Here is a 21,549-nt window from a genome sequence, read left to right on the forward strand (position 1 = left end):
AATTCCAAAATTCAAAATAGCTTTTCTCGAGACTCGCGTCTCATTACTCGCTACTTTGATCTAAAAGTATACCTCACAGTGAATTTGATCGCGATCGAAGCCTTTGTCTTTCAACACTTCAATGGCGTCAAAAATCATGTTACTGTTTCCGCAGAGATAGAACTGTGTGTTCTTCTCAAAGTCAGCACTTTTCAGGTATTTCGTCAAACGTCCGTGCACTTTGCCGGTCTTGTCGCCCGAGGTACACAAAATATGACGATCAGCCGCGTATTCCTGTTTATCGTAAGCTTCGCTTCCGTAACGCACCCCGTGAATCAGCGTGTAATCCAAATTCGGGTACGTACGAACCATGCTGCGGAAAGGGGCAATCCCCGTGCCGCTGGCGATAAACACGAACTTATGGTCCTTAATTTTCTTATCGTCGATTTTAAATTTACCGAAGGGGCCGTTTACTTCCACCAGGTCACCCGGCTTGAGTTTGCTCAACTTCGGCGTGAAATAGCCATCTTTCACCTCTTTCACAAGCACTTCCAGGTACTCGTCGTTTTCACCACTGTAAATCGAATATTCGCGACTTTGGTAGTCGCCCTGAATTCCCAGTGAAATGTGTTGTCCGGCGTGATATTTAAATCGACTTTTAGGTAATCGAATAGAAAAAGCCTCATCGGTTAATTTTCTGATTTCTTTCACCTTGTAAAAAGTCTCGTCCAATGTAATATCCGGTTTAAATTCCATAGTCATGGCTAAAATATTTTGGGCTGCAAAGATATTGATTTTTTTCAATAAGGACATCGCTGTCCGATTATATCTTAAACTGCTTATAAATAATTAATTTGCCACCCGAAAGGTTCAACAGATTTTCGCAAAAACCGTATTTTTAATAAAAAAACCTAAACGCCATGAAAACTGCCATCATCTACATGTCTTCGCACGGCACGGTGACCAAGATTGTGAAACAACTGGCGAGTCAACTGTCGGGCGAAATTCAACTTTACAATGTGCGCGAAAACAAACAGGTTGACATTGAACACTCCGACCGCGTGATCATCGGGGGCTCCATCCACGGAGGAAAAATCCAGAACGGAATCCGTCAATTTTGCGAAGAAAATCAGAAGAATCTGGTTACAAAAGAATTGGGACTTTTCATCTGCTGCTTTTACGAAGGCCCCAAAGCTATTCAACAACTCAAGGACGCCTACCCAACGATGTTGCATAAACACGCCAAAGCTGAGACAATTATGGGAGGCGAGTTCAGACTCCAAAAGTTAAATCCGTTCGAGCGTTTCCTGGTGAAGCGAATTGCCAAAACAACCAGCGACATCGACAAACTGGACCGCCAAGCGTTTCAAAATTTTGTATCAGCTATGGAAAAGGCAAGTTAACCATTCCCAATGAATCAAATTAGAAGGCCAGGTAAAAATCTTTCGTCAGTTGCCGGTACTGCTCGGTGTACTCTCCCGTTTCTGCGTGGCGTATGTAGATTGATTCAATCAGGTCAACCTGACTATCTCGGGACAACTCGACCAGTATCCGGTGAGATTTCTTGCGCTCATCCGGAAAAACACGGGCACACTTGGTCACCCAAAGTCCGAGTGTCCGTGCCAGGTACCGCAGCCGTTCCTCTTTATCCGATGGCAATACCAAACTGATGCGGCCGCGTGGCTCCAGTAAATCTGCTGCTTTTGTCAGCAAATCCACCAAGGTTAAACTATCGGCATGACGAGCCTTCGCTCTCTTGTCGTCGCCGGACTTGGGAGATTCGTCAAAAAAAGGAGGATTCGAGATAATGTGATCATATGTTTTTTCAGTCTCAAATTCCTGAAAAGCGGCAACAAACAATTGCAAACGCTCCACCCAAGGCGAATTTCGAAAATTAGATTCGGCTTCCAGGGCTGCTGAAGGCTCTATTTCCACCGCATCAACACGCGCACTGGTGCGCTGCGCCGCCATCAACGCCAACAATCCGGTACCGGCTCCCACATCCAAAATATTTTGCTCGGCACCAAAATCGACCCAGGCTCCCAACAGTACGCCATCGATGCCAACTTTCATAGCTGCCTGCTCCTGCACAACCCGAAATTGTTTGAACTGAAAAAAGGTATTTTTTGCCATAAACTGCCCGAAATTAGTCTCATTTAACCAGCTCCGCCGAAAACATCCTCAAAATTAATCTTTCCATAACAATCAAAACAAAAGTCACACAAACACACAACACGCTAAATTAGAGCAAGTAACAAACAATACATATCGCCCAAATTAAGCAAAGATTAAGCAAGAAATAAAAATTGACAATTTTCTGGTTTCTACATAAAAGTATTTTCTACATTTGCCCCCCGTAAAAAATGAGCGCATCGGCGCAACAGTTTAGTTATGAAGAAAAGAGATTATTACATTTTGGCCATTTTAGCCTGCTTAGTCGTTTACGCAGCGCTGCACCGCAAATCATTCGCTGAAGAAGGTGCAAACAAAATCAATAACCTTTTAAAGCAAAACGCAAGCACTGAGGCCATGTCCAGCCCAACAGATTCATTGATATCCCGAAGCATGGACGTTCGCAAAGGAGAAATTTAGTACCTCTCTGTTTTTGCTCAATCACCTAAACATTTTCGATTACCACTTTCTCCCCCTCCGGGGTCGGGATCCGTTTACCATTTTCTGAAGCAAAAATCAGTTTTTGATTTTTCAGATCGTCGCGAAAATATGATCTTCGCTACGTGACTTGTCATGTTCAAAATTTTGAACTTTTGACAGATATTTTATCTCCGAAATACTTCTGAAATGATCGCTTAATCTCCCTTATTTTCATTGTAATCATTCTGAATTATTTTGTTAAGAATAAATTCAGATTGGCAGAAGCAGGCTCAATACAACATAACAAACTAGACTGCTGTCTGTTATGATCCATTCTTTACACTACCCTAACCTTAAACCAACGCAGACAACTATTTAATAACAATAAATAAACATTTCATATATCTGATATTTAAACCAATAACCTATTCTGTCATTTTCTCATAATTAAAAATCACCTAACTTATGATTAACATACAAGCCCGTTTTCGCCCTCTACTTTTGCGCTCATTCAAACAAAATCTATCGCTATGAATTCTAAATTTCTGATGTTGATTTTTGCAATTTCACTATTCTTAAATCAATCTATTTTTGCAACAAATGAGCCCGAAGGTGATATGCCAACCGACTACGGGGTAATTGCCGGTCGTGTGCTCGACCAGGATAAATTGCCATTACCGGGAGCAACGGTAATGATCAAAAGCCTCAACCAGGGAGTGGTGTCCGATGTGAACGGATTTTACCGCATCGTAAAACTGAAAGAAGGCACTTATGATGTAACCGTTAGCTACATTGGCTTTAAAGAAGCCAGCCAACAGGTCCAGGTTGAAGTGGGCAAAACAAGCACTGCCAATTTCTACATGGAAGCCGGTGTTGATCTGAATGAAGTGGTCGTGAACGGCTCTCTTCAGGGACAATCAAAAGCATTGAACCAACAAAAAAGCAGCATCAACGTAACCAACGTCATCTCTTCGGACCAGGTTGGTCGTTTCCCGGATGCTAACGTGGGTGATGCGCTGAAGCGTATTCCGGGTATCAGCGTACAATACGACCAGGGTGAAGCCCGCTTCGGAACCATCCGCGGTGCGTCGCCTGAATACAACTCGGTAACCATCGACGGTGACCGCATTCCGTCAGCGGAAGCTGAAACCCGTGCTATCCAGCTCGACCTGGTTCCTTCCGATATGGTTCAAAGTATTGAAGTGAGCAAAGTGGTAACTGCCGACATGGACGCCGATGCGATCGGTGGCTCTGTGAACCTGGTGACCAAATCAAATCCTTATGCCCGCCGTATCAGCGGTACAATTGGCGCTACCTACAACATGCTGACAGACAAACCAGCTGAAAATATCTCGTTGCTTTACGCCGACCGCTTCTTCAACAACAAGCTTGGTATGACGCTGGCCGGATCCCGCCAGAATCACAAGATGGGTTCTGACGACCTGGAAGCAGAATGGAAAGACGATGACGGCAACATCCTGATGACTGAAATGCAGGTTCGTACCTACTGGATTCAGCGTTTACGCCAAAGTTACTCGGCCGCCTTCGACTACGAAATCAACCCTTCCAATAAAATTGAGGCCAAAGTCATGTACAACCACCGGAATGATTGGGAAAACCGTTTCCGTGTTGTTTACAAGGATTTGGATGAAGACGAAGCCAAAATTGAACGCGAAGTAAAAGCCGGGACCAACAAGGACGCCCGTTTGGAAGATCAACGTACCTGGCACATTGCCTTAAAAGGTGATCACCAGCTTGGTGCACTTGAAATGAAATGGCAAGGTTCGTACTCGAAAGCCAACGAAGACCGCCCAAACGAACGCTACCTAAACTTCGCCTACAAACACGTAGATTTCCAACAGGTTTTGACGGACACTAAAAAGCCTCAGGTAATTATTAACGACGCGGATGCTCAGGATTTCAACGCCAACTGGGGCTTCGATGAGCTGACTGAAGAACACCAGTATACTGAAGATATCGACAAAGCTTTCAAAGTAGACTTTAAATTACCGTTGGCCGAAAGCAGCAAATCGAAAGTATTGCGCTTTGGAGCCAAGTACAAAGGCAAATCAAAATCGCGCGACAACGACTTCTATGCTTACGAGCCAACCGACGAAGACGCATTTGTGGCCGACGCTGTTGCACACACGAAAGTTCAAACTAAAAGCGATTACCGCGCAGGAAATTATATTGCCGGAACATTCGTTACCAAAGAATTTGTTGCCGGCTTGAATCTGGAGAATTCAGCCGACTTCGACAAAGAACAAGATCCGGAAGAGCTAGCAGGGAACTTCGACGCCAGCGAAGATGTAACAGCCGGTTATATTCGTTACGACCAAACATTTGGAAACTTGGATGTGGTTGCCGGTGTACGTTTGGAAAACACCAACCTGAAATATTCGGGTTATGCCATTACGCTGGATGAAGACGGAGACTTCGAAAGCCTGGATAAAACAGAAGAGGAAAAAAGCGACTACACCAACATCCTGCCTTCTCTGATGTTCAAATACAAATTCAGCAAGAACAGCCAACTGAAAGCCGGTTGGACAAACACCATTGCTCGCCCACGCTACTACGACCTGGTTCCGCACGTTGAAACAAACAACGAAGACAACGAAATCAGCATCGGCAACCCGGATCTGAGCGCTACAACATCAATGAACTTCGACCTGATGTTCGAACACTACTACCAGTCGGTTGGTATGTTCTCGGCCGGAATCTTCTACAAAGACATCAACGACTTTATTGTTGAAAGCAGCATGGAAGATTATCAGTACCTGAACAATACCTGGGATAAATTCACACAACCAATCAACGCCGGCGACGCGAAACTGTATGGTATCGAGGCAGCGTACCAACGTCAGTTCGACTTTTTGCCGGGCTTCCTGAAGCAAATGGGTTTCTATGCCAACTACACCTACACCAAATCGGATGTGAGCAACTTCCAGATTGAAGGACACAACGAAGACGATGTGACTTTACCCGGAACTCCTGAGAATACATTGAATGCATCACTTTACTACGAAGGCAACAAACTGTCGGCGCGCATTTCGTTCAACTATGCAAGCGACTTCGTGAGCGAGTTTGGTAGTGAAACCTTCGAAGACATTTACTACGATAAAGTGACTTACCTGGATGTAAACGCCAGCTATGCCATCAGCAAGCGCTTCCGCATTTTTGCCGAAGCCAACAACCTGCTGAATCAACCGCTGCGTTACTACCAAGGCGAATCAAAATTCACCTACCAGGCTGAATACTATGATGTAAAACTAAACTTTGGATTGAAGTTCGATTTATAATTAAACAGCGAAGAAATTCCCTGCCTCATCCGAAGCGGGGAATTTTCTTTTTCACCTCCCACAATCTATTGTATCTTACTGCCGAAAACAGGCACGAAATTAATGCACTATGAGAGATTTGATGTTCCAGTGGAAACAACTACTTCTAATTACAATACTATTTTCAGGAGCAGCCTGCCATCGCGCGAGCGAGGGTTCGCAGCGCGCCGCCAATAAAATAAAAAAGACAACGACTGCCCTTTACGAAACAGAACCAATGCCTCAACCGGTTGACGAAGATGCAGCCGACGACCCGGCCATTTGGGCAAACCCGAAAGATGCCTCACAGATCTACATCATTGGCACCGACAAAAAAGGAGGATTGGCTGTTTACGACCTGAAAGGCAAGCAGCTTCATTATTATGCCGACGGCAATATGAACAATGTGGACCTGCGCTACGGTTTTGTATTGAATAATGACACGATTGACTTGGTTTGCGCAACGAACCGCACAACTGAAGGACTTTCGATTTATAAAATACTGCCCGACGGAAGCCTGATCAATGTGGCAGCCCGAGCTATCAAAACCGAAATGAACGGAGAAGTTTATGGTTTTGCAATGTACAAAAGCCCCCAGACCGATCAAATATATGCTTACATGAACAGCAAGGCTGGCGAAGTGGAACAATGGGAACTGTTCGCCACCGACTCACTCGTTGACGCCCGCTTGGTGCGCAGCTGGAGTGTGAACACACAAGTTGAAGGCATGGTTGCCGACGACGAAAACAAAGTATTTTTTCTGGGGGAAGAAAACGACGGAATCTGGAAGTTTGAAGCGGAGCCCAACGCGAAAACTGAAGGAAACAAGCTGGCCAAATCGAGCGAAGCGGATAACGAAAACATCAGTTTCGACCTTGAAGGTTTGGCCATCTATTATTTACCCAAGGGCGAGGGCTATTTGCTTGCATCGAGCCAGGGCAACTACAGCTACGCGGTTTACGAACGGCAGCCGCCGCACAAATACATCGGCAGTTTCCGAATTACCGATGGCGATGTGGATGGTGTGGAAGAAACCGACGGTATTGACATATTCAGCAGCTATTTGAATGAAGATTTCGAACACGGCTTGCTGGTTGTACAGGACGGCTACAACTACGATGACAAGGCTGCAGTTGCTCAAAACTTCAAGCTGGTACCTTGGGAAAACGTCGCCAAACTCTTCAAGCTAAAAAAGAACTAGTACGCTTAAGAATAGAATGCAAACAAAAGCGGCAAAAGACTTCATAGTCGATTGCCGCTTTCTATTTTTAGCCCGGTGTTAATTTCCGGTATAAGTTGAAGTCGTTTTCATCGTCATCGGAATATCCATTCCGTTAGGCAACTGATCGGTTGGAGCAACTTTTGTTTTTCCTGTCATTTGCTGTTCGGAAGTGCCCGCCATAACCCAACCAGTTTTCTTGTCAAGCTTCAAATCCGACACCATACTCCCGCTCATCTCGAACGACATTTGCATACCGTTGCTCACAACAGGCGAGCCGCCTTCGGGAGTTGCCATCGTACCTTCACCCGAAATCAGGTAAAAACCGCCTTCTTCTCCTTTGAAAGTATAAGTCATCGCCACATCCATGGTCATTCCCGACTTAAGCGCGAGCGATGATTTCCAGCTATCGCCCACTGCCACGGGATGATCCGGGAAGATTGTCAGCATCGTTCCCATGCTTCCACGAAAGGCGTCTTCGCCATAACTATCGCTAAGCTGTTTCATCAGCTGCTCTTTTTGCACCGCCGGCAAATCTCCGATTTCAGAAAGTGCTGAATCCATCAGCACATCCAAATTTTTCACAGCCAACACCTCCCCTTTTTTCGACAGGGTGAATTGAAAAGAACGCTGCGTCATTTTCGCCAGCATAGACGATAAAGGATCCTGCGAATCAGGTGTCTCAGAGCTAAACGTCATGGTAGTTTGTGGCATTTTCATGTTCATAACTAACGAAACATATTTACCGTCAATTTCAAATGCATTATCCAATTGATTAGTCACCGTGAAGGCCATCACCCCAGTAATTTCCATGTCGATCTTAATACTCTGCCCCATGACCTCCTGCGTGATTTCTCCAATAGAAACCGATTTGGATTGGTAGGTAGCCCCTTTCTTTAAGTTAAGGCTGATATCGACTTTTTGTGCCTGGAGTGCGAAGGTTGCCAAGCAGACAACCACTAAAAGGAATGTTTTTTTCATACTTGTACGTTTGAATCCGGGTTTGTGATTTTGGATTTTCTTATAAAACTGAGTCTAATTTACGGCAACTTTTCGCCCGATACACCATGGTCTATTATTTTGTTTGGTTGATCGATTCCGGATACGTTACCAATGTGGTCAAAATCACCCAAATCCGAACAATCGATAACAAAACATTTCGTATGTTTGCAAGAGAACGACTTACCACACACTCCCAAAAGATAAACGATATGCGAAAAACTCAATTTGCTCTTCTACTCCTGCTGGCCGCTATGTTTGCCTGCAAACCCATGGAAAAAGTAACCGATGCTTACATTGATCGCGAAGCGCTGCCAAGCGAGCCCTACGATACCGTTTGTGTGTTGGCCATCGTCCGTGATCCGGCTATTCGGGTAAAAGTTGAAGAAAAAATGGTTGAGCTCATCCATTCCCAAAAGAAAGGAATGGTCGCTTTGGAAAGCAACAAAATCATTCCGGGTGATGCGGACAAGCAGGGATTCATTCCCAAAGAAGAACTTGCCAAAATATTTGAACAAGCAGGTTGCCAGGCCGCAGTGACAGTGGCTTTAAAAGATATAAAAACCGAATCGCGCTACACGCCGAAAAGTGGTGAAAGCTATAATCCGCGATTCAGCTACCTGTATTACGACAACTACTATCGGTATTACACGTTCGAGAATGATGCCCAGCAAAACACCGGCACCATGGAGGTTGACAAAACCTACTTTGTTGAGACCAACTTTTACGACCTGGCGACCGAGAAAATACTGTGGTCTATCCAATCCGAATCGTTCAATCCCGACAGCTTCGACAACCTCTTCAATGGCTATGCAAAGATGCTAACAAAAGAATTGAAGCAAGACGGCCTGATTAGAAAGTAAGCAATCGGGAAACTACCGTTTATTCGGTTGAAGTAAATTTAAGGCTTTCTCTTTCACGGTTATTTTCACTGGTAAATCGGTGTTATAAACATCCCCATCGCAATGAAAATAAGGGCTGGAAACCGAATGAATTTCGGCAGTCCTCACTTTCCTTGTTTCTACATAAGGTAACTTGTGAATCGTTTTGCGGAAAAGCGCCGCTACCACAACAGGTGTGTAATATAGCGGAAACGGACGAATCATGATCACGTCCAGGTAGCCGTCGTCGAGAACCGCGTCAGGCGCGATAAAAGCATCGTTACCGAACTGGTTGGCGTTAGCAAACGTCACCACAAAGTATTTGCCGGCGTAGCTCTGCCCATCCAAAACAAACTTGGCCTCAACACCACGAAACCGCCAAAACTTTTTGAGAACCGACGTCACGTAAGTCCACAAACCACGGGTGGTGCTATCACTAAATTCGTGTGCAATCAGCGCATCGAAACCAAAACCACAAGTACAGAAGAAATAGTCGTTGTTTATTTGACCGACATCAATTGAGCGGGCTACTCCGTTTTCCAGGTAATCAGGAATCTTTTCAATTTTGCTTGGAATATTCAGCATTCGGGCCAAACCATTTCCGGAACCGCGCGGAATGTGAGCCATCTCGCGCGAGGTACCAACAAGTACCGAAGCAGCCTCATTAAAAGTTCCGTCACCCCCAACCGAAACGATAACGGCATCGGAGCGCTCCAGTCGCTTTTTCACCAGCTTGGGTGCATGACCGGCTCGTTTGGTTTTTTTGCTCTCGAACGCTATTCCCCGCTCTTTCAGTTGGGCCTTCAAGCGCTTGAAATAGGCAACATTATCTTTGGGCCCGGCAACCGGGTTGACAATAAACTCGTATTTACGTTCCATCACTTTTCCTGTTGTAAATGGCCGTCGTGCAGATATTGCACGTAGGCTTTTGCAAAATTCATCACCGAATCAGTTTTCGCCGGGGCATAGTTATAAAAGAAATCCTGTTTCCGGGTCTCCGTGTTCATAAACCATCCCATCTCGGGCGACATAAATCCCCAGCCTTCGCCCCTGAAATAAAACGCGTAACTGTCGTCAACCAGGAAATCCTTCGACAACAGATCGGGTTTGTGCTCCCAGCCCATTTGTTTCACCAACATCGGTGCCAAATCGTTGTGATTCCCAAACCGGTCGCTGATAAACGACTGCTTCACCACACCTCCCAGCAAAATCAACGGAATTCGGTAAGTCGCCGGCTCGGTAATATTGGTCGGCCCAGGTTCCAGTGAGGTGTGGTCGGCTGTGATCACCACCAGGGTGTGATCCCACATCGGTGTTTGCCGCAGCGAATCGATGAAAACACCCAGGCAACTATCGGCGTAAGAAGCCACATTCAAATAACGATCTGCTTTTTCCACCCCGGGAAACTTATTATAGTTGGGCACATCAAAAGGCTCGTGACTGCTTATATTATAAACGATACTGAAGAAAGGCTCCTTCTCCTGTTTCAGATCCTCGAACATGCGGGCGTACAGGTATTCGTCGGGCACACCCCACTTTTGTTTCAGGGCCAGCTCGAAAGGGAAATCCGTTTTGGAAACGATCTTATCGATTCCCGATTGGATCATCACCGCACGCGTGTTGTAGAAGTTAACGTCACCCCCGTAATAGAAAGACATGTTGTAGCCTCGGTCGGCGAAGTATTTCGGGAAATAATCAAGCTTACTCATCTTGTCGGGAAAAGCTAAAACCGTTGTTCTGCTCATATCCGACGGCCGGCCACCAATCAGGGCCGAAATACCCTTATCCGAGCGGTTGCCGGTTGAATAAAACGAGTTGAACGCAATCCCCTCTTTGCAAAACTCGTTCAAGCGAGGCGTCACATTGGGTAGCCCGCCCAGCGGTTCAATCACCTTGTTTGAAAAGCTTTCCAACAATACAACCACCACATTGGTCGGCTTTCCGACAACCGGCTGAATGATTTGCGGAGCTTTCAAACCAACTTTATCGTGTGCCTTCAGAATAGCTTCCGCCTCTTCATCCGACATATAATTCACCTCAACCTGGGCCTTTTTATTCTTCATCACATCACTCATGAAGTTCCAGAAGTAATTATATGCAAACTGGTTGGCCTCCAGGTGATCGCTAAAATAAACTTTGCTGTGATTCAAGGGTGCCCGATCGAAACCACCGCGAATCGGGATAATCAGCGCAGCCGTTAATACAAGCATCACCGGAATTCCCCACCATTGCAGGCGGAATTTGGCCATCTTCCACGCTGGCAACAAGCGGGTGAAACTCCAGAAACCGAGCCACACGATACCGCCCCACAAAACGGGAAACAGAATCAGTTGCCACCAGCTCATGGATGCGTAAATTCCCCCGGGAGTTTCCAGGTACATCAGCAGCTGCGCATTCAAACGGCTCCCCCAAGCCGGGTACACCCCCGCGTCGGACAATCCGAGTACCGTTAAAAAGATAAGAACGGCAAGCGTATAATATTTAATAAGGTACGAACTAAATCGACTTGTGAAGACAAATCCCAGGCTGAAAATAAGCCCGGGCATCATGCTGAAATAACCGGCAACCGACAAGTCCATGATGATACCATGACTGAAGATTCCCCAAAAGTCGGCCGATGGTAAGCCGGAAACAGCGTGATAATTATAAACGACAAAGAATACTTTTAAAGCCGTAAAAAAGAGTACCCAAAACAGGTAATATTTCAAAAAAGCGAAAAATACTTTTCTCATTCGATAACATAATTTTGGAAAAGTGCGACCGGCAAAATTACAAAATTATTCGTCTTTCGTCACCTGCTTTGTAATTGTTAACATGTCCCGCTATTTAAACGCACCCAGCCCAAACAAAGCGAAATCATATTTAATCGGGTCGTTCGGATCAAATTGCCGAAGTCGTTCCGACACTTCCAACACCGCTTTCCAATCGTCCTGTTTCCGCTCCAGCAAGCCGAGCTGCCGGGCTTGCTTGCTGGTGTGCACATCCAAGGGCAACAATAGAGCCGACATCGGGATACCATCCCAAATGCCAAAATCCACACCGGCATCATCCTTCCGAACCATCCAGCGCAGGTACATATTCAACCGCTTGGCCGATGCATTTTTGTCGATATTAGCAATATGCTTTTGAGTGCGACTCTCGCCGGCAACCTCGAAAAACACCTTTCGAAAATAGCGCAGCGCCCCCGCTACCGTGTCGTCCTGTTGAAAACCGGTCGCAAATACAGCTTCGAGTCCGCCGTGATTTTGATAGATATTCTTCAGCGAACGCAGAAAGTAAATGCAGTCTACGCCATTGAATGTGCGATGCTTAAACCCATCAAAATGCAGCCACTCATCTTCCGAAGTATTTAGTAGAAATGCATACGGATCGTGATCCATCGCCTCCATCAGCCACTTGCCATTTCTAATAATCGTGGGCCGCTGTCCCCAGGCAATGGTCGCCGCCAGGAAACCGGCAATTTCGATATTCTCCTTTTGTGCAAACTGCCGCGGAATTTGTATCGGGTCGGTTTCAATAAAATCGGGACAATTATATTGAAGGGTTTTCTCCTCCAGCAGGTCGTAGATTTCTGTATCACTTAAACGGGGAGCAGAGAAGTGGTCATTTATGGTCATTCTGTGGTCATTAAGTTGTCATTTTCTTTCGCGGCAAATGACGATCGCAATTCCGCGTTCAACCTTGCGCAAATTCCCTGCTTATAAATTTATTTTCCTAAGCAGAAAAAAAAATCGGCACCGCAGGGAATTTCAAAGTGCTGCGCACTGTCTTTAACTTTGCCAAATAAACAGAGAGCATTCCGGAATGTTGAGCCCAAATCAGTCGAGGGTTAATTAGCAGAACTTCGCCCCTGCGGATAACCTCATATTCGTCAAACTTTTATATTTTTGCAGCCTCTAATAAATACAACCGAAATACACAATTAATAGATACGATGGAGATTCCCAGCAAGTATAATCCGGCCGAAGTTGAAGACAAATGGTATAAGTATTGGATGGATCAGCGTTTTTTCCACTCTGTTCCCGACGAACGTGAACCTTACACGATTGTCATTCCGCCGCCAAACGTAACCGGTGTGTTGCACATGGGGCACATGCTTAACAATACCATTCAGGACATCCTGACCCGTCGTGCGCGCATGTTGGGCAAGAATGCCTGCTGGGTTCCCGGAACAGACCACGCCTCGATTGCCACCGAAGCCAAAGTGGTTAATAAATTGAAGGAGCAAGGAATCTCGAAAACGGATTTGACTCGCGAAGAGTTTTTGGAACACGCCTGGGAATGGACCCACAAACATGGTGGCATCATCCTGGAGCAGCTAAAAAAACTGGGCGCTTCGTGCGACTGGGATCGTACCTGTTTCACCATGGACGAGAAACGCAGCGAATCGGTTATCAAAGTATTTGTTGACCTGTATAAAAAAGACCTGATTTACCGAGGCGTACGCATGGTAAACTGGGACCCGGCTGCTAAAACGGCATTGTCTGACGAAGAAGTTATTTACAAAGAGCAAAGCGGAAAACTTTATTACCTGCGTTACAAAGTTGAAGGTGAAGACGATTACGCAGTCATTGCAACCACCCGCCCCGAAACGATTTTTGGTGATACGGCGGTTTGTGTAAATCCGAACGATGAAAAAACAGCTCGTTTCCGCGGAAAGAAACTGATTGTGCCGATTGTAAACCGCGTAGTTCCGGTTATCGAGGACGATTATGTTGACATGGAATTCGGTACCGGTTGTTTGAAAGTTACTCCGGCTCACGATGTGAATGACTACATGCTGGGTGAAAAATACCAACTCGAAAGTATCGACATTTTCAACGACAACGGTACGTTGAATGCGCACGGACTTCACTACGACGGCAAAGACCGTTTCGATGTGCGTAAAGCAATTGAGCAGGAACTAATCGACAAAGATTTGATGGAGAAAACCGAAGCCTACAATAATAAAGTAGGTTGTTCGGAGCGTACCGGTGTGCCGATCGAACCAAAGCTTTCAACCCAATGGTTCCTGAAGATGGAAGACCTGGCGAAACCCGCTTTGAGCGCCGTAATGGACGACATCATTAAGTTTGTTCCCGAGAAATTCAAAAATACATACCGCCACTGGATGGAGAACATCCGCGACTGGAACATCTCACGTCAATTGTGGTGGGGACACCAGATTCCGGCTTACTACCTGCCCAACGGCACCTTCGTAGTTGCCGAGACTGCAGAAAAAGCGCTGGAACTGGCACAGGCAAAACAACCGGAGCTGAAACTGGAAGATTTGCGTCAAGATGAAGACTGTCTGGACACCTGGTTCTCGAGCTGGTTGTGGCCGATCTCCGTTTTCGACGGTATCAACAACCCTGAAAACAACGAAATACAATATTATTACCCAACCAACGACCTGGTTACCGGTCCGGATATCATTTTCTTTTGGGTGGCCCGCATGATCGTTTCGGGTTACGAATACCGTCAGGAGCCTTGCTTCAAAAACGTGTACTTCACCGGTATTGTGCGCGACAAGTTGGGACGCAAAATGTCGAAGCAGCTGGGTAACTCACCCGATCCGCTCGACCTGATTGCCAGCTATGGCGCCGACGGTGTTCGTGTAGGGATGATGCTTTGCTCGCCTGCGGGTGGCGACTTACTGTTCGACGAAAGTCTGCCGCAACAAGGTGCCGGATTCGTCACCAAAATGTGGAACTCGTTCCGCCTGGTGAAAGGCTGGGAAGTTGACAACACAATCCCTCAACCGGAACATTCAAAAATCGCTATCGAGTGGTTCCGGCAAAAGTTCAGCCAGATTGTTGAGCAAACCGACGATCACTTCGACAAGTTCCGCATCTCGGACGCGTTGATGAACGCCTACACGGCTGTTCGCGACGAGTTCTCCGGATGGTTACTCGAACTGGTTAAACCGGCTTACCAACAACCGATCGACGGAAAAACTTACGGCGAACTGATTGACATCTTCGATGAGGTTTTACGCTTCATCCATCCGTTTATGCCGTTCGTGAGCGAGGAAATCTGGCAGTACCTGAAAGAGCGCAAAGAAGGCGAAAGTATCATGATCAGCAGCTGGCCGAAATCAACCGGCTACGACGCTGCCTTCCTGCAAAAGTTCGAAGATGCGAAAGAAGTTATTTCGGGTATCCGCAACATCCGCACGAAAAACAACATTGCCAACAAAGACACTTTAGAGCTGGCCGTTCTTCCGGGTGACAAAGGCTACAATGCCGATTTAAATTCAGTGGTTAGCAAACTCGGAAACTTGTCAGGCTACAACGAGGTTAGCACTGAAGTAGGCGGAGCCGGTTCATTCCTGGTTAAATCGAGTACTTATTTTGTACCACTAGGCGAGCTGGTTGATGTTGAAGAAGAACTGAAAAAGTTGGAAGAAGAGCTGAAATACACCAAAGGTTTCCTGAAATCGGTGATGGGCAAGCTGAGCAACGAACGTTTTGTTGCCGGAGCGCCGGAAGCTGTCGTGGCAAAAGAACGCGCCAAACAAGCCGATGCTGAAGCCAAGATAAAAGTTTTGGAAGAGCAAATTGCGAAGCTGAAATAATCGGCTACAAAACAATATTTTCAAAAGCCTTCTGTTTTACAGAGGGCTTTTTTGTTTGCAACAACAAGCAATTTCCGAAAGTCTGTTTATTTTTGACACAGCAATATTAATCATGCAATCATGCTAGTACACCCAAACCCACTGGTACAGTATCTACAGAAACCAGCCTCTGAATTCACGAAAGAAGACCTGATCCGTTACATTGAAGAACGCCAGATTGAGATGGTGAATTTTAGATATACTGCTGAAGACGGGAAACTGAAAACCATCAATTTCATGATTACCAGCGTGGAAGAGCTGGACATGATTTTGACCTCAGGAGAACGGGTGGACGGAAGCAGCATTTTTTCGTTTCTACCGACCAACAACAGCGACCTCTACCTGGTTCCGCGCTACAAAACAGCGTTCATCAACCCATTTTCGGAGATTCCGTCAATCGACATTCTCTGCTCTTTTTACGGGCCCGATGGTGAGCCGCTGGAAAGTTCGCCGGTTTACATCCTGCGCAAAGCCCGCAACCAGTTCAACAAATCCACCGGTATGACCATTAAGCTGATGGCCGAGCTGGAGTATTACGTGATAAGCGACATTGATGAACGGACGGTGATTGCAGAAAACGGCTACCAAAGTGCAGAGCCTTATTCTGCTCATGAAACGCTGCGGGTTGAAGCCTTAAAACTAATTGCCAAGTGCGGCGGCAAGGTTCGCTTTGGGCACGCTGAAACTGGAAACTTTATCTACAACCGAAAATTATACGAGCAACACGAGATTGAATTCTCGGTGGGCGATCCGGAGGATGCTGCCGACCAGCTCGCCGTGGCCAAATGGATCTTGCGCATGTTGGGATTGAAGTACAATGTCAATGTCACCTTCATCCCAAAAATAGCATTGAACCAGCCGGGTAGCGGCCTGCATATTCATTTCATGGTTGAGCACGCCGGCAAGAACGTGCTGATTGATCAGGAAAACCTGACGACGACCAGTTTGAAAATGATTGGCGGTATTTTGGATCTGGCACCCGCCTTGTGTGCGTTCGCCAACCCAACACCGGTGTCGTTTCTGCGCCTGATGAGCGGACAGGAAACCCCCAACCAGGTTTGCTGGGGCATCCAGAACCGATCCACGTTGATTCGTGTTCCTCTGGGCTGGAACCGCATGGAGTCCCTTTCGGCACATGCCAACCAGAATGCTGAAACGGTGATCGACCAAACCTTCCGCCAAACCCTGGAATACCGCGGAGCCGACGGATCGGCAAACCCTTACCTTTTGGTGGCAGCCCTGATCATGTGCGCCTTGTCCGGCCTCATGAACACCGAATCTGTAAAAAAAGCAGACCAGCTGAAAACCGACGAGAACCTTTTCTCGCCCGAATTAGAATCGGACTTTAGTTTTCTGCCTACCTCCTGCGAACAAGCGGCACAGCAATTGGAGGAACAGCGGAAGTTTTTTGAAGCCGACCAGGTTTTCCCGAAACCGATCATCGATCACACGATCGCGAAACTTCGTTCATTCAACGACAAAGAGCTGATCAACAATTTCAAAACATACGGCGAAAACCAGGAATTTGTCAAGCTGGTTGAAAGCTACCTTCATTTTATGTAATCAAACAGACAAACACTATTTCATATGACTCTGATTAAATCAATATCCGGGATTCGCGGAACCATTGGCGGCAAACCGGGAGAAGGCCTCTCCCCTCTTGATGTCGTGAAATTTACCGCATCGTATGCCAAATGGCTAACCGGCGTTTCCGGCGCAAAAAAATGTAAAGTGGTCGTGGGCCGCGACGCCCGTATCAGCGGCGAGATGGTTAATGCCCTGGTTTGTGCAACGCTCTCCGGAATGGGAATCGACGTGGTAAACCTGGGACTGGCAACAACCCCGACCACAGAAATTGCCGTTACAACCGAGCAAGCCGATGGCGGAATCATTCTGACAGCCAGCCACAACCCCAAACAATGGAACGCGCTGAAGCTTCTGAATGCGAAAGGTGAATTCATTTCCGCAGCCGACGGAGCTGCCATTTTAAAATATGCCGAAGAGGAAAGCTTCTCATTTGCAGAAGTTGACGACCTGGGTCGCATGACCGAAAAAGACTACACGGCTGAACATGTTCGTCAGGTCCTGGCGTTAGATCTTGTTGATGTTGAAGCCGTAAAAGCGGCCAACTTCAGCGTTGCTTTCGATGCTGTCAACTCAGTGGGTGGAATCGCCATTCCCGCGCTGCTCGAAGCAATGGGTGTGAAAAACATTGTACCGATTAACGAAGAGCCAACCGGACACTTTGCGCACGTTCCCGAACCGCTGCCAGAAAACCTGGTTGAAACCTGTGCCATTGTAAAAGAAAAGCAGGTTGATGTTTGTTTCGTGGTTGACCCAGACGTGGATCGTTTGTCGATCATTAGCGAAGACGGCAGCATGTTCAACGAGGAATATACTTTAGTAGCCGTGGCCGATTACGTACTTTCGAAAACACCCGGAAACACCGTCTCAAACATGTCGTCGAGCCGGGCGTTGCGGGTGATCACTGAAAAACACGGAAGCAGCTACACTGCATCGGCCGTTGGAGAAGTGAATGTCGTTACCGCGATGAAAGCAACGAATGCTGTAATTGGAGGAGAAGGAAACGGCGGAGTGATCTACCCGGCGAGCCACAATGGCCGCGACGCTTTAGTCGGCATTGCCTTGTTCCTGACACAACTTGCGAAGTCGGGTTTGAAATGTTCGGAACTGCGCAAAACATACCCTGACTATTTCATTTCGAAAAACAAGATTGAGTTGACGCCCGAAATCGAAGTCGACAAGATCCTGGAGAAAATGGAAGCGCTTTACGCCAATGAGCAAGTCAGCACCGTTGACGGCGTAAAAATCGACTTCCCCGACGAGTGGGTGCACCTGCGAAAATCGAATACCGAGCCCATTATTCGGATTTACGCTGAATCGACCTCGCCTGACAAGGCTGATACACTCGCCCAGAAGATCATAACGGATATCAAAAACCAGTTATAAAACACAAAGCCGGCCACTCGCCGGCTTTCTTTTTGGCATATTAATTGCATTTAACAAAACTTCGATAAACGCAATTCCTGTTAATCCACTGGGATAAAACCCAATTCGAAAAATTTGTTAAGGTTTCATAAACAGTATGAAAATATATCTTATGTAACGACCTGCTTTCTTAACTTTATTTACCGAACAGAAAACCTAAAAATCTAACAAAGCCGATATGAAAAAAAAGAAAAACCTCCTCTTTCTGTTAATTCCTGTCGTTTTACTAATCCTGATTCTCGTACTTAGCTCCGAAAGTGAAAAAAGCATTATGCTCACCGCACAGGTGCAGCGTGGCGACTTTCAGGTTGCAGTGTACTCCTCCGGGCAAATCGAATCTGAAAACAAAGAAAACATTCCTGTACCCGCAAAGCTTTCGGATCGCAGCCTTCGGATCTGGAGCCTGAAAATAACCGAGCTCGTAGAAGAAGGAACCTATGTTGATTCGGGCGATTTCGTTGCGCGACTGGACCCGGAAGCGGTGCAGGAGCAAATTAAAAATGTGCAGGACGAAATGGACAAAGCATTCTCAGAGTACGAGGATGCCAAAATTGACTCCAACCTCAACCTTTCCAACCAACGCGACGCCATCACCAACGCGCGTTTGGACATGGAAGAAAAAGACATTATCGTCAAAGAATCCATTTACGAGTCGCCTTCAATTCAAAAGAAAGCGCAAATGGATTACGACAAAGCCGAACGCAAACTCGAGCAGGAGAAAAACGCCTACGTGCTGAAAACCCAGCAGGAAGAAAACAAAGTCAACCGGCAGTTCATCAATTTTCGGCAGCTCAAAGAACGTTACGAGGGTTTGGAAGGACTCTACAACTCACTGACGATAACAGCTCCAAAAGCCGGCATTGTCACCTACATCAAAAACCCCTGGGGAATCACAAAAGTCGGATCAGATGTCGGGAGCAACGGATCGGTTGCCACGATTCCCGACATGACAAACCTGATCTCGAGAACTTACATTAACGAGATCGACATCTCTAAAATCAAGGAAGGTCAAAAAACTGACATCGGGATCGACGCCTTCCCCGATAAAGAGATGACCGGTGAAGTTGTCTCCATCGCCAATATTGGCCAAACCATGCCCAACAGCGACGCGAAAGTGTTCGAGGTAAAAATAAAAGTGTTTGGAGTTGACAAAGACCTGAAACCGGCGATGACCACGAGCAACATCGTTTACACCAACTTATACACCGACACACTCTACATTCCTATTGACGCTGTGTTTGAGAACGACAGTATGCAGTACGTTTACGTCGACCGCGGCAATATCAGCCGACAAGTCGTGAGACTTGGGGAGTCGAACGAGAACTACGTCTTGATTTCGGAAGGGCTGAAGGAAGGTGATGTCATCTGCCTGAACGAGCCCGAAACAGGTTCGGAACTCCCACTGAAAGGGACTGAAATTTACCAGGCAATGGTGCAGGAAAAAGAGGAACAGCGAAAACAAGCAGAAGAGGAAATATCGAAAGCTGAAAAAACGCAAAAGGATGAGAAACCCGGAAAAGTACCCCCAACAAAGTCCGGTGGCGCCGTCATCAGCAATTAAAATCACCTCTAACCTCAGCTTATATGATTATCAAAAAATACCTGCACGATATTGTTATCGCCATCGAAGCAATATTTGCAAACAAAGTGAAATCGCTGCTAACGGCACTGGGCATTATTTTCGGAGTAGCAGCCGTCATTAGTATGATGGCGATTGGCAACGGAGCCGAACAGGAAATTCTTGAACAAATTAAAATGGTTGGTGTCAACAACATCATTGTTACCCCTTCGGAACTATCAACCAGCGACAACAGCAACAGCGACTCAGAGGATAAAAGTTCCACCAAGAAATTCTCAAAAGGGCTTACCCTGCTTGATGCAGAAGCAATCGGATCAATCATCCCGTCGGTAGACAAGGTTTGCCCGGTAGTATCCTTCAACTATTCGGCCATGGTCGACGGCAAAAGTAAGCCGGTAGTCCTGGAAGGCACCAATGAAAACTACTTCGAACTGTTCAACATCAGCCTGCAGAGCGGTGAAATCTTTAATGAATTCCAGGACAAATCGGGACAACCGGTTTGTGTGATCGGCGACAACATCCGGGAAGTTTTTTTCAAACAAGACGATCCGATCGGAAAGTCCATTAAATGCGGGAAGATTTGGCTGAAAGTTATCGGCATTGCCGAACGGCGCGACTTCACCGCTTCGGCGTCTGACGAGATGGGCATCAGCAGTTCCGACAATAAAATCTTTGTACCCATCCAGACGCTCCTGCTCCGCTTCAAGGACCGATCATTGATTCGGGCCGACGAGGTTGAAAAAGTGAATTCAAACAAGGGAGGAAATGGTGGTGTCATCATCATCGGCGGAATGGAACAAAAGGACGATGCCATTGACGAAGATCCCGACATCAACCAACTCAGCAAAATCATCATCCAGGTGAAAGAAACCGAGCAACTGAGCGCCACCGCCAATGTCACCAAAAAGATGCTTTTACGCCGCCATTCCGGCTTGTTTGATTTTGAAGTAACGATCCCTGAACTACTTCTAAAGCAACAACAACGAACCAAAAACATCTTCAACATTGTGCTCGGAGCAATTGCCGGCATCTCGTTGATTGTGGGCGGAATCGGCATTATGAATATCATGCTGGCATCGGTATTGGAACGCATTCGCGAAATCGGCTTGCGCCTTTCAATCGGCGCTTCCAAGAAAGACATCATTGCCCAGTTTCTAGCTGAATCGACGCTGATCAGTATCTCCGGTGGAATTATCGGGATTATTTTCGGTGTAGCCCTTTCCAAGACCATCACCGCCATTTTCGACATAAAAACGGTCGTCTCCTTTTTCAGCATCTTCATCGCCTTTGGCGTATCGGCCCTTGTCGGCATTTCATTTGGCTACTTACCCGCCAAGCAAGCTGCAGAGAAAGATCCGATCGAATCTCTTCGACAGTAA

Annotated in this window: 16 protein-coding genes; 10 read left to right on the top strand and 6 right to left on the bottom strand. The window is 46.6% G+C overall.

All coding sequences use genetic code 11. The annotated features are described in order from the left end of the window. Window positions 1-60 precede the first annotated feature (60 nt). Window positions 61-741, bottom strand: coding sequence for a ferredoxin--NADP reductase (locus BC643_RS09990; RefSeq protein ID WP_170154516.1), 681 nt, complete (start codon window positions 739-741; stop codon window positions 61-63). Between the two features lie 158 nt (window positions 742-899). On the opposite strand from BC643_RS09990, the gene BC643_RS09995 reads away from it, so the two are divergent. Then, complete coding sequence (locus BC643_RS09995; RefSeq protein ID WP_120272948.1) at window positions 900-1,382, top strand: flavodoxin domain-containing protein; 483 nt, start codon at window positions 900-902, stop codon at window positions 1,380-1,382. Window positions 1,383-1,401: 19 nt separating this feature from the next. Here BC643_RS09995 and BC643_RS10000 read toward each other — a convergent pair whose 3' ends face one another. Continuing rightward, window positions 1,402-2,112, bottom strand: a complete 711-nt coding sequence (locus BC643_RS10000; RefSeq protein ID WP_120272949.1) for a tRNA1(Val) (adenine(37)-N6)-methyltransferase — start codon at window positions 2,110-2,112, stop codon at window positions 1,402-1,404. A gap of 258 nt (window positions 2,113-2,370) precedes the next feature. On the opposite strand from BC643_RS10000, the gene BC643_RS10005 reads away from it, so the two are divergent. The 3 genes from BC643_RS10005 to BC643_RS10015 all read left to right on the top strand — a co-directional run bounded on the left by BC643_RS10005 (window position 2,371) and on the right by BC643_RS10015 (window position 7,089). Then, window positions 2,371-2,571, top strand: coding sequence for a hypothetical protein (locus BC643_RS10005; protein ID WP_120272950.1), 201 nt, complete (start codon window positions 2,371-2,373; stop codon window positions 2,569-2,571). Window positions 2,572-3,101: 530 nt separating this feature from the next. After that, the gene (locus BC643_RS10010) at window positions 3,102-5,870 is read left to right on the top strand and encodes a TonB-dependent receptor (RefSeq protein WP_120272951.1); all 2,769 of its coding nucleotides are present in this window, start codon (window positions 3,102-3,104) and stop codon (window positions 5,868-5,870) included. Between the two features lie 109 nt (window positions 5,871-5,979). Further along, complete coding sequence (locus BC643_RS10015; RefSeq protein ID WP_120272952.1) at window positions 5,980-7,089, top strand: phytase; 1,110 nt, start codon at window positions 5,980-5,982, stop codon at window positions 7,087-7,089. A gap of 78 nt (window positions 7,090-7,167) precedes the next feature. On the opposite strand, the gene BC643_RS10020 is transcribed toward BC643_RS10015, so the two are convergent. After that, window positions 7,168-8,088 carry a DUF6263 family protein gene (locus tag BC643_RS10020; protein WP_120272953.1) on the bottom strand — a complete coding sequence of 307 codons (921 nt, stop codon included), beginning with the start codon at window positions 8,086-8,088 and terminating at the stop codon, window positions 7,168-7,170. Between the two features lie 230 nt (window positions 8,089-8,318). Here BC643_RS10020 and BC643_RS10025 point away from each other — a divergent pair, with 230 nt between their 5' ends. Beyond that, complete coding sequence (locus tag BC643_RS10025; protein ID WP_147377193.1) at window positions 8,319-8,969, top strand: hypothetical protein; 651 nt, start codon at window positions 8,319-8,321, stop codon at window positions 8,967-8,969. 12 nt (window positions 8,970-8,981) lie between these two features. Here BC643_RS10025 and BC643_RS10030 read toward each other — a convergent pair whose 3' ends face one another. From BC643_RS10030 to BC643_RS10040, 3 genes are all read right to left on the bottom strand, one after another. Next, window positions 8,982-9,866 (bottom strand): diacylglycerol/lipid kinase family protein, encoded by an 885-nt coding sequence (locus BC643_RS10030; RefSeq protein WP_120272955.1) that lies wholly within the window; start codon window positions 9,864-9,866, stop codon window positions 8,982-8,984. Beyond that, entirely contained in the window at window positions 9,866-11,719 is a 1,854-nt protein-coding gene (locus BC643_RS10035; protein WP_120272956.1) for an LTA synthase family protein, read from the bottom strand. Before BC643_RS10035 ends, BC643_RS10030 begins: the two co-directional genes overlap by 1 nt. A gap of 90 nt (window positions 11,720-11,809) precedes the next feature. Further along, on the bottom strand, window positions 11,810-12,604 hold the full coding sequence (locus BC643_RS10040) for a TIGR02757 family protein (RefSeq protein WP_120272957.1): 795 nt from the start codon (window positions 12,602-12,604) through the stop codon (window positions 11,810-11,812). A gap of 317 nt (window positions 12,605-12,921) precedes the next feature. On the opposite strand from BC643_RS10040, the gene BC643_RS10045 reads away from it, so the two are divergent. The 5 genes from BC643_RS10045 to BC643_RS10065 all read left to right on the top strand — a co-directional run bounded on the left by BC643_RS10045 (window position 12,922) and on the right by BC643_RS10065 (window position 21,549). Then, complete coding sequence (locus tag BC643_RS10045) at window positions 12,922-15,543, top strand: valine--tRNA ligase (RefSeq protein WP_120272958.1); 2,622 nt, start codon at window positions 12,922-12,924, stop codon at window positions 15,541-15,543. A 120-nt stretch (window positions 15,544-15,663) separates the two neighbouring features. Further along, window positions 15,664-17,145 (top strand): glutamine synthetase family protein, encoded by a 1,482-nt coding sequence (locus BC643_RS10050; protein WP_120272959.1) that lies wholly within the window; start codon window positions 15,664-15,666, stop codon window positions 17,143-17,145. A 24-nt stretch (window positions 17,146-17,169) separates the two neighbouring features. Then, window positions 17,170-18,552, top strand: a complete 1,383-nt coding sequence (glmM, locus tag BC643_RS10055; RefSeq protein ID WP_120272960.1) for a phosphoglucosamine mutase — start codon at window positions 17,170-17,172, stop codon at window positions 18,550-18,552. 217 nt (window positions 18,553-18,769) lie between these two features. After that, window positions 18,770-20,152 carry an efflux RND transporter periplasmic adaptor subunit gene (locus tag BC643_RS10060; RefSeq protein WP_120272961.1) on the top strand — a complete coding sequence of 461 codons (1,383 nt, stop codon included), beginning with the start codon at window positions 18,770-18,772 and terminating at the stop codon, window positions 20,150-20,152. Window positions 20,153-20,175: 23 nt separating this feature from the next. Next, complete coding sequence (locus BC643_RS10065) at window positions 20,176-21,549, top strand: ABC transporter permease (RefSeq protein WP_120272962.1); 1,374 nt, start codon at window positions 20,176-20,178, stop codon at window positions 21,547-21,549.

Source organism: Mangrovibacterium diazotrophicum, assembly GCF_003610535.1.
GTDB lineage: Bacteria > Bacteroidota > Bacteroidia > Bacteroidales > Prolixibacteraceae > Mangrovibacterium > Mangrovibacterium diazotrophicum.

Coding starts and splice junctions, on each gene's coding strand:
- BC643_RS09990 (WP_170154516.1), bottom strand. CDS start 741: ATGACTATGGAATTTAAACCGGATATTACATTGGACGAGACTTTTTAC.
- BC643_RS09995 (WP_120272948.1), top strand. CDS start 900: ATGAAAACTGCCATCATCTACATGTCTTCGCACGGCACGGTGACCAAG.
- BC643_RS10000 (WP_120272949.1), bottom strand. CDS start 2,112: ATGGCAAAAAATACCTTTTTTCAGTTCAAACAATTTCGGGTTGTGCAG.
- BC643_RS10005 (WP_120272950.1), top strand. CDS start 2,371: ATGAAGAAAAGAGATTATTACATTTTGGCCATTTTAGCCTGCTTAGTC.
- BC643_RS10010 (WP_120272951.1), top strand. CDS start 3,102: ATGAATTCTAAATTTCTGATGTTGATTTTTGCAATTTCACTATTCTTA.
- BC643_RS10015 (WP_120272952.1), top strand. CDS start 5,980: ATGAGAGATTTGATGTTCCAGTGGAAACAACTACTTCTAATTACAATA.
- BC643_RS10020 (WP_120272953.1), bottom strand. CDS start 8,088: ATGAAAAAAACATTCCTTTTAGTGGTTGTCTGCTTGGCAACCTTCGCA.
- BC643_RS10025 (WP_147377193.1), top strand. CDS start 8,319: ATGCGAAAAACTCAATTTGCTCTTCTACTCCTGCTGGCCGCTATGTTT.
- BC643_RS10030 (WP_120272955.1), bottom strand. CDS start 9,866: ATGGAACGTAAATACGAGTTTATTGTCAACCCGGTTGCCGGGCCCAAA.
- BC643_RS10035 (WP_120272956.1), bottom strand. CDS start 11,719: ATGAGAAAAGTATTTTTCGCTTTTTTGAAATATTACCTGTTTTGGGTA.
- BC643_RS10040 (WP_120272957.1), bottom strand. CDS start 12,604: ATGACCATAAATGACCACTTCTCTGCTCCCCGTTTAAGTGATACAGAA.
- BC643_RS10045 (WP_120272958.1), top strand. CDS start 12,922: ATGGAGATTCCCAGCAAGTATAATCCGGCCGAAGTTGAAGACAAATGG.
- BC643_RS10050 (WP_120272959.1), top strand. CDS start 15,664: ATGCTAGTACACCCAAACCCACTGGTACAGTATCTACAGAAACCAGCC.
- glmM (WP_120272960.1), top strand. CDS start 17,170: ATGACTCTGATTAAATCAATATCCGGGATTCGCGGAACCATTGGCGGC.
- BC643_RS10060 (WP_120272961.1), top strand. CDS start 18,770: ATGAAAAAAAAGAAAAACCTCCTCTTTCTGTTAATTCCTGTCGTTTTA.
- BC643_RS10065 (WP_120272962.1), top strand. CDS start 20,176: ATGATTATCAAAAAATACCTGCACGATATTGTTATCGCCATCGAAGCA.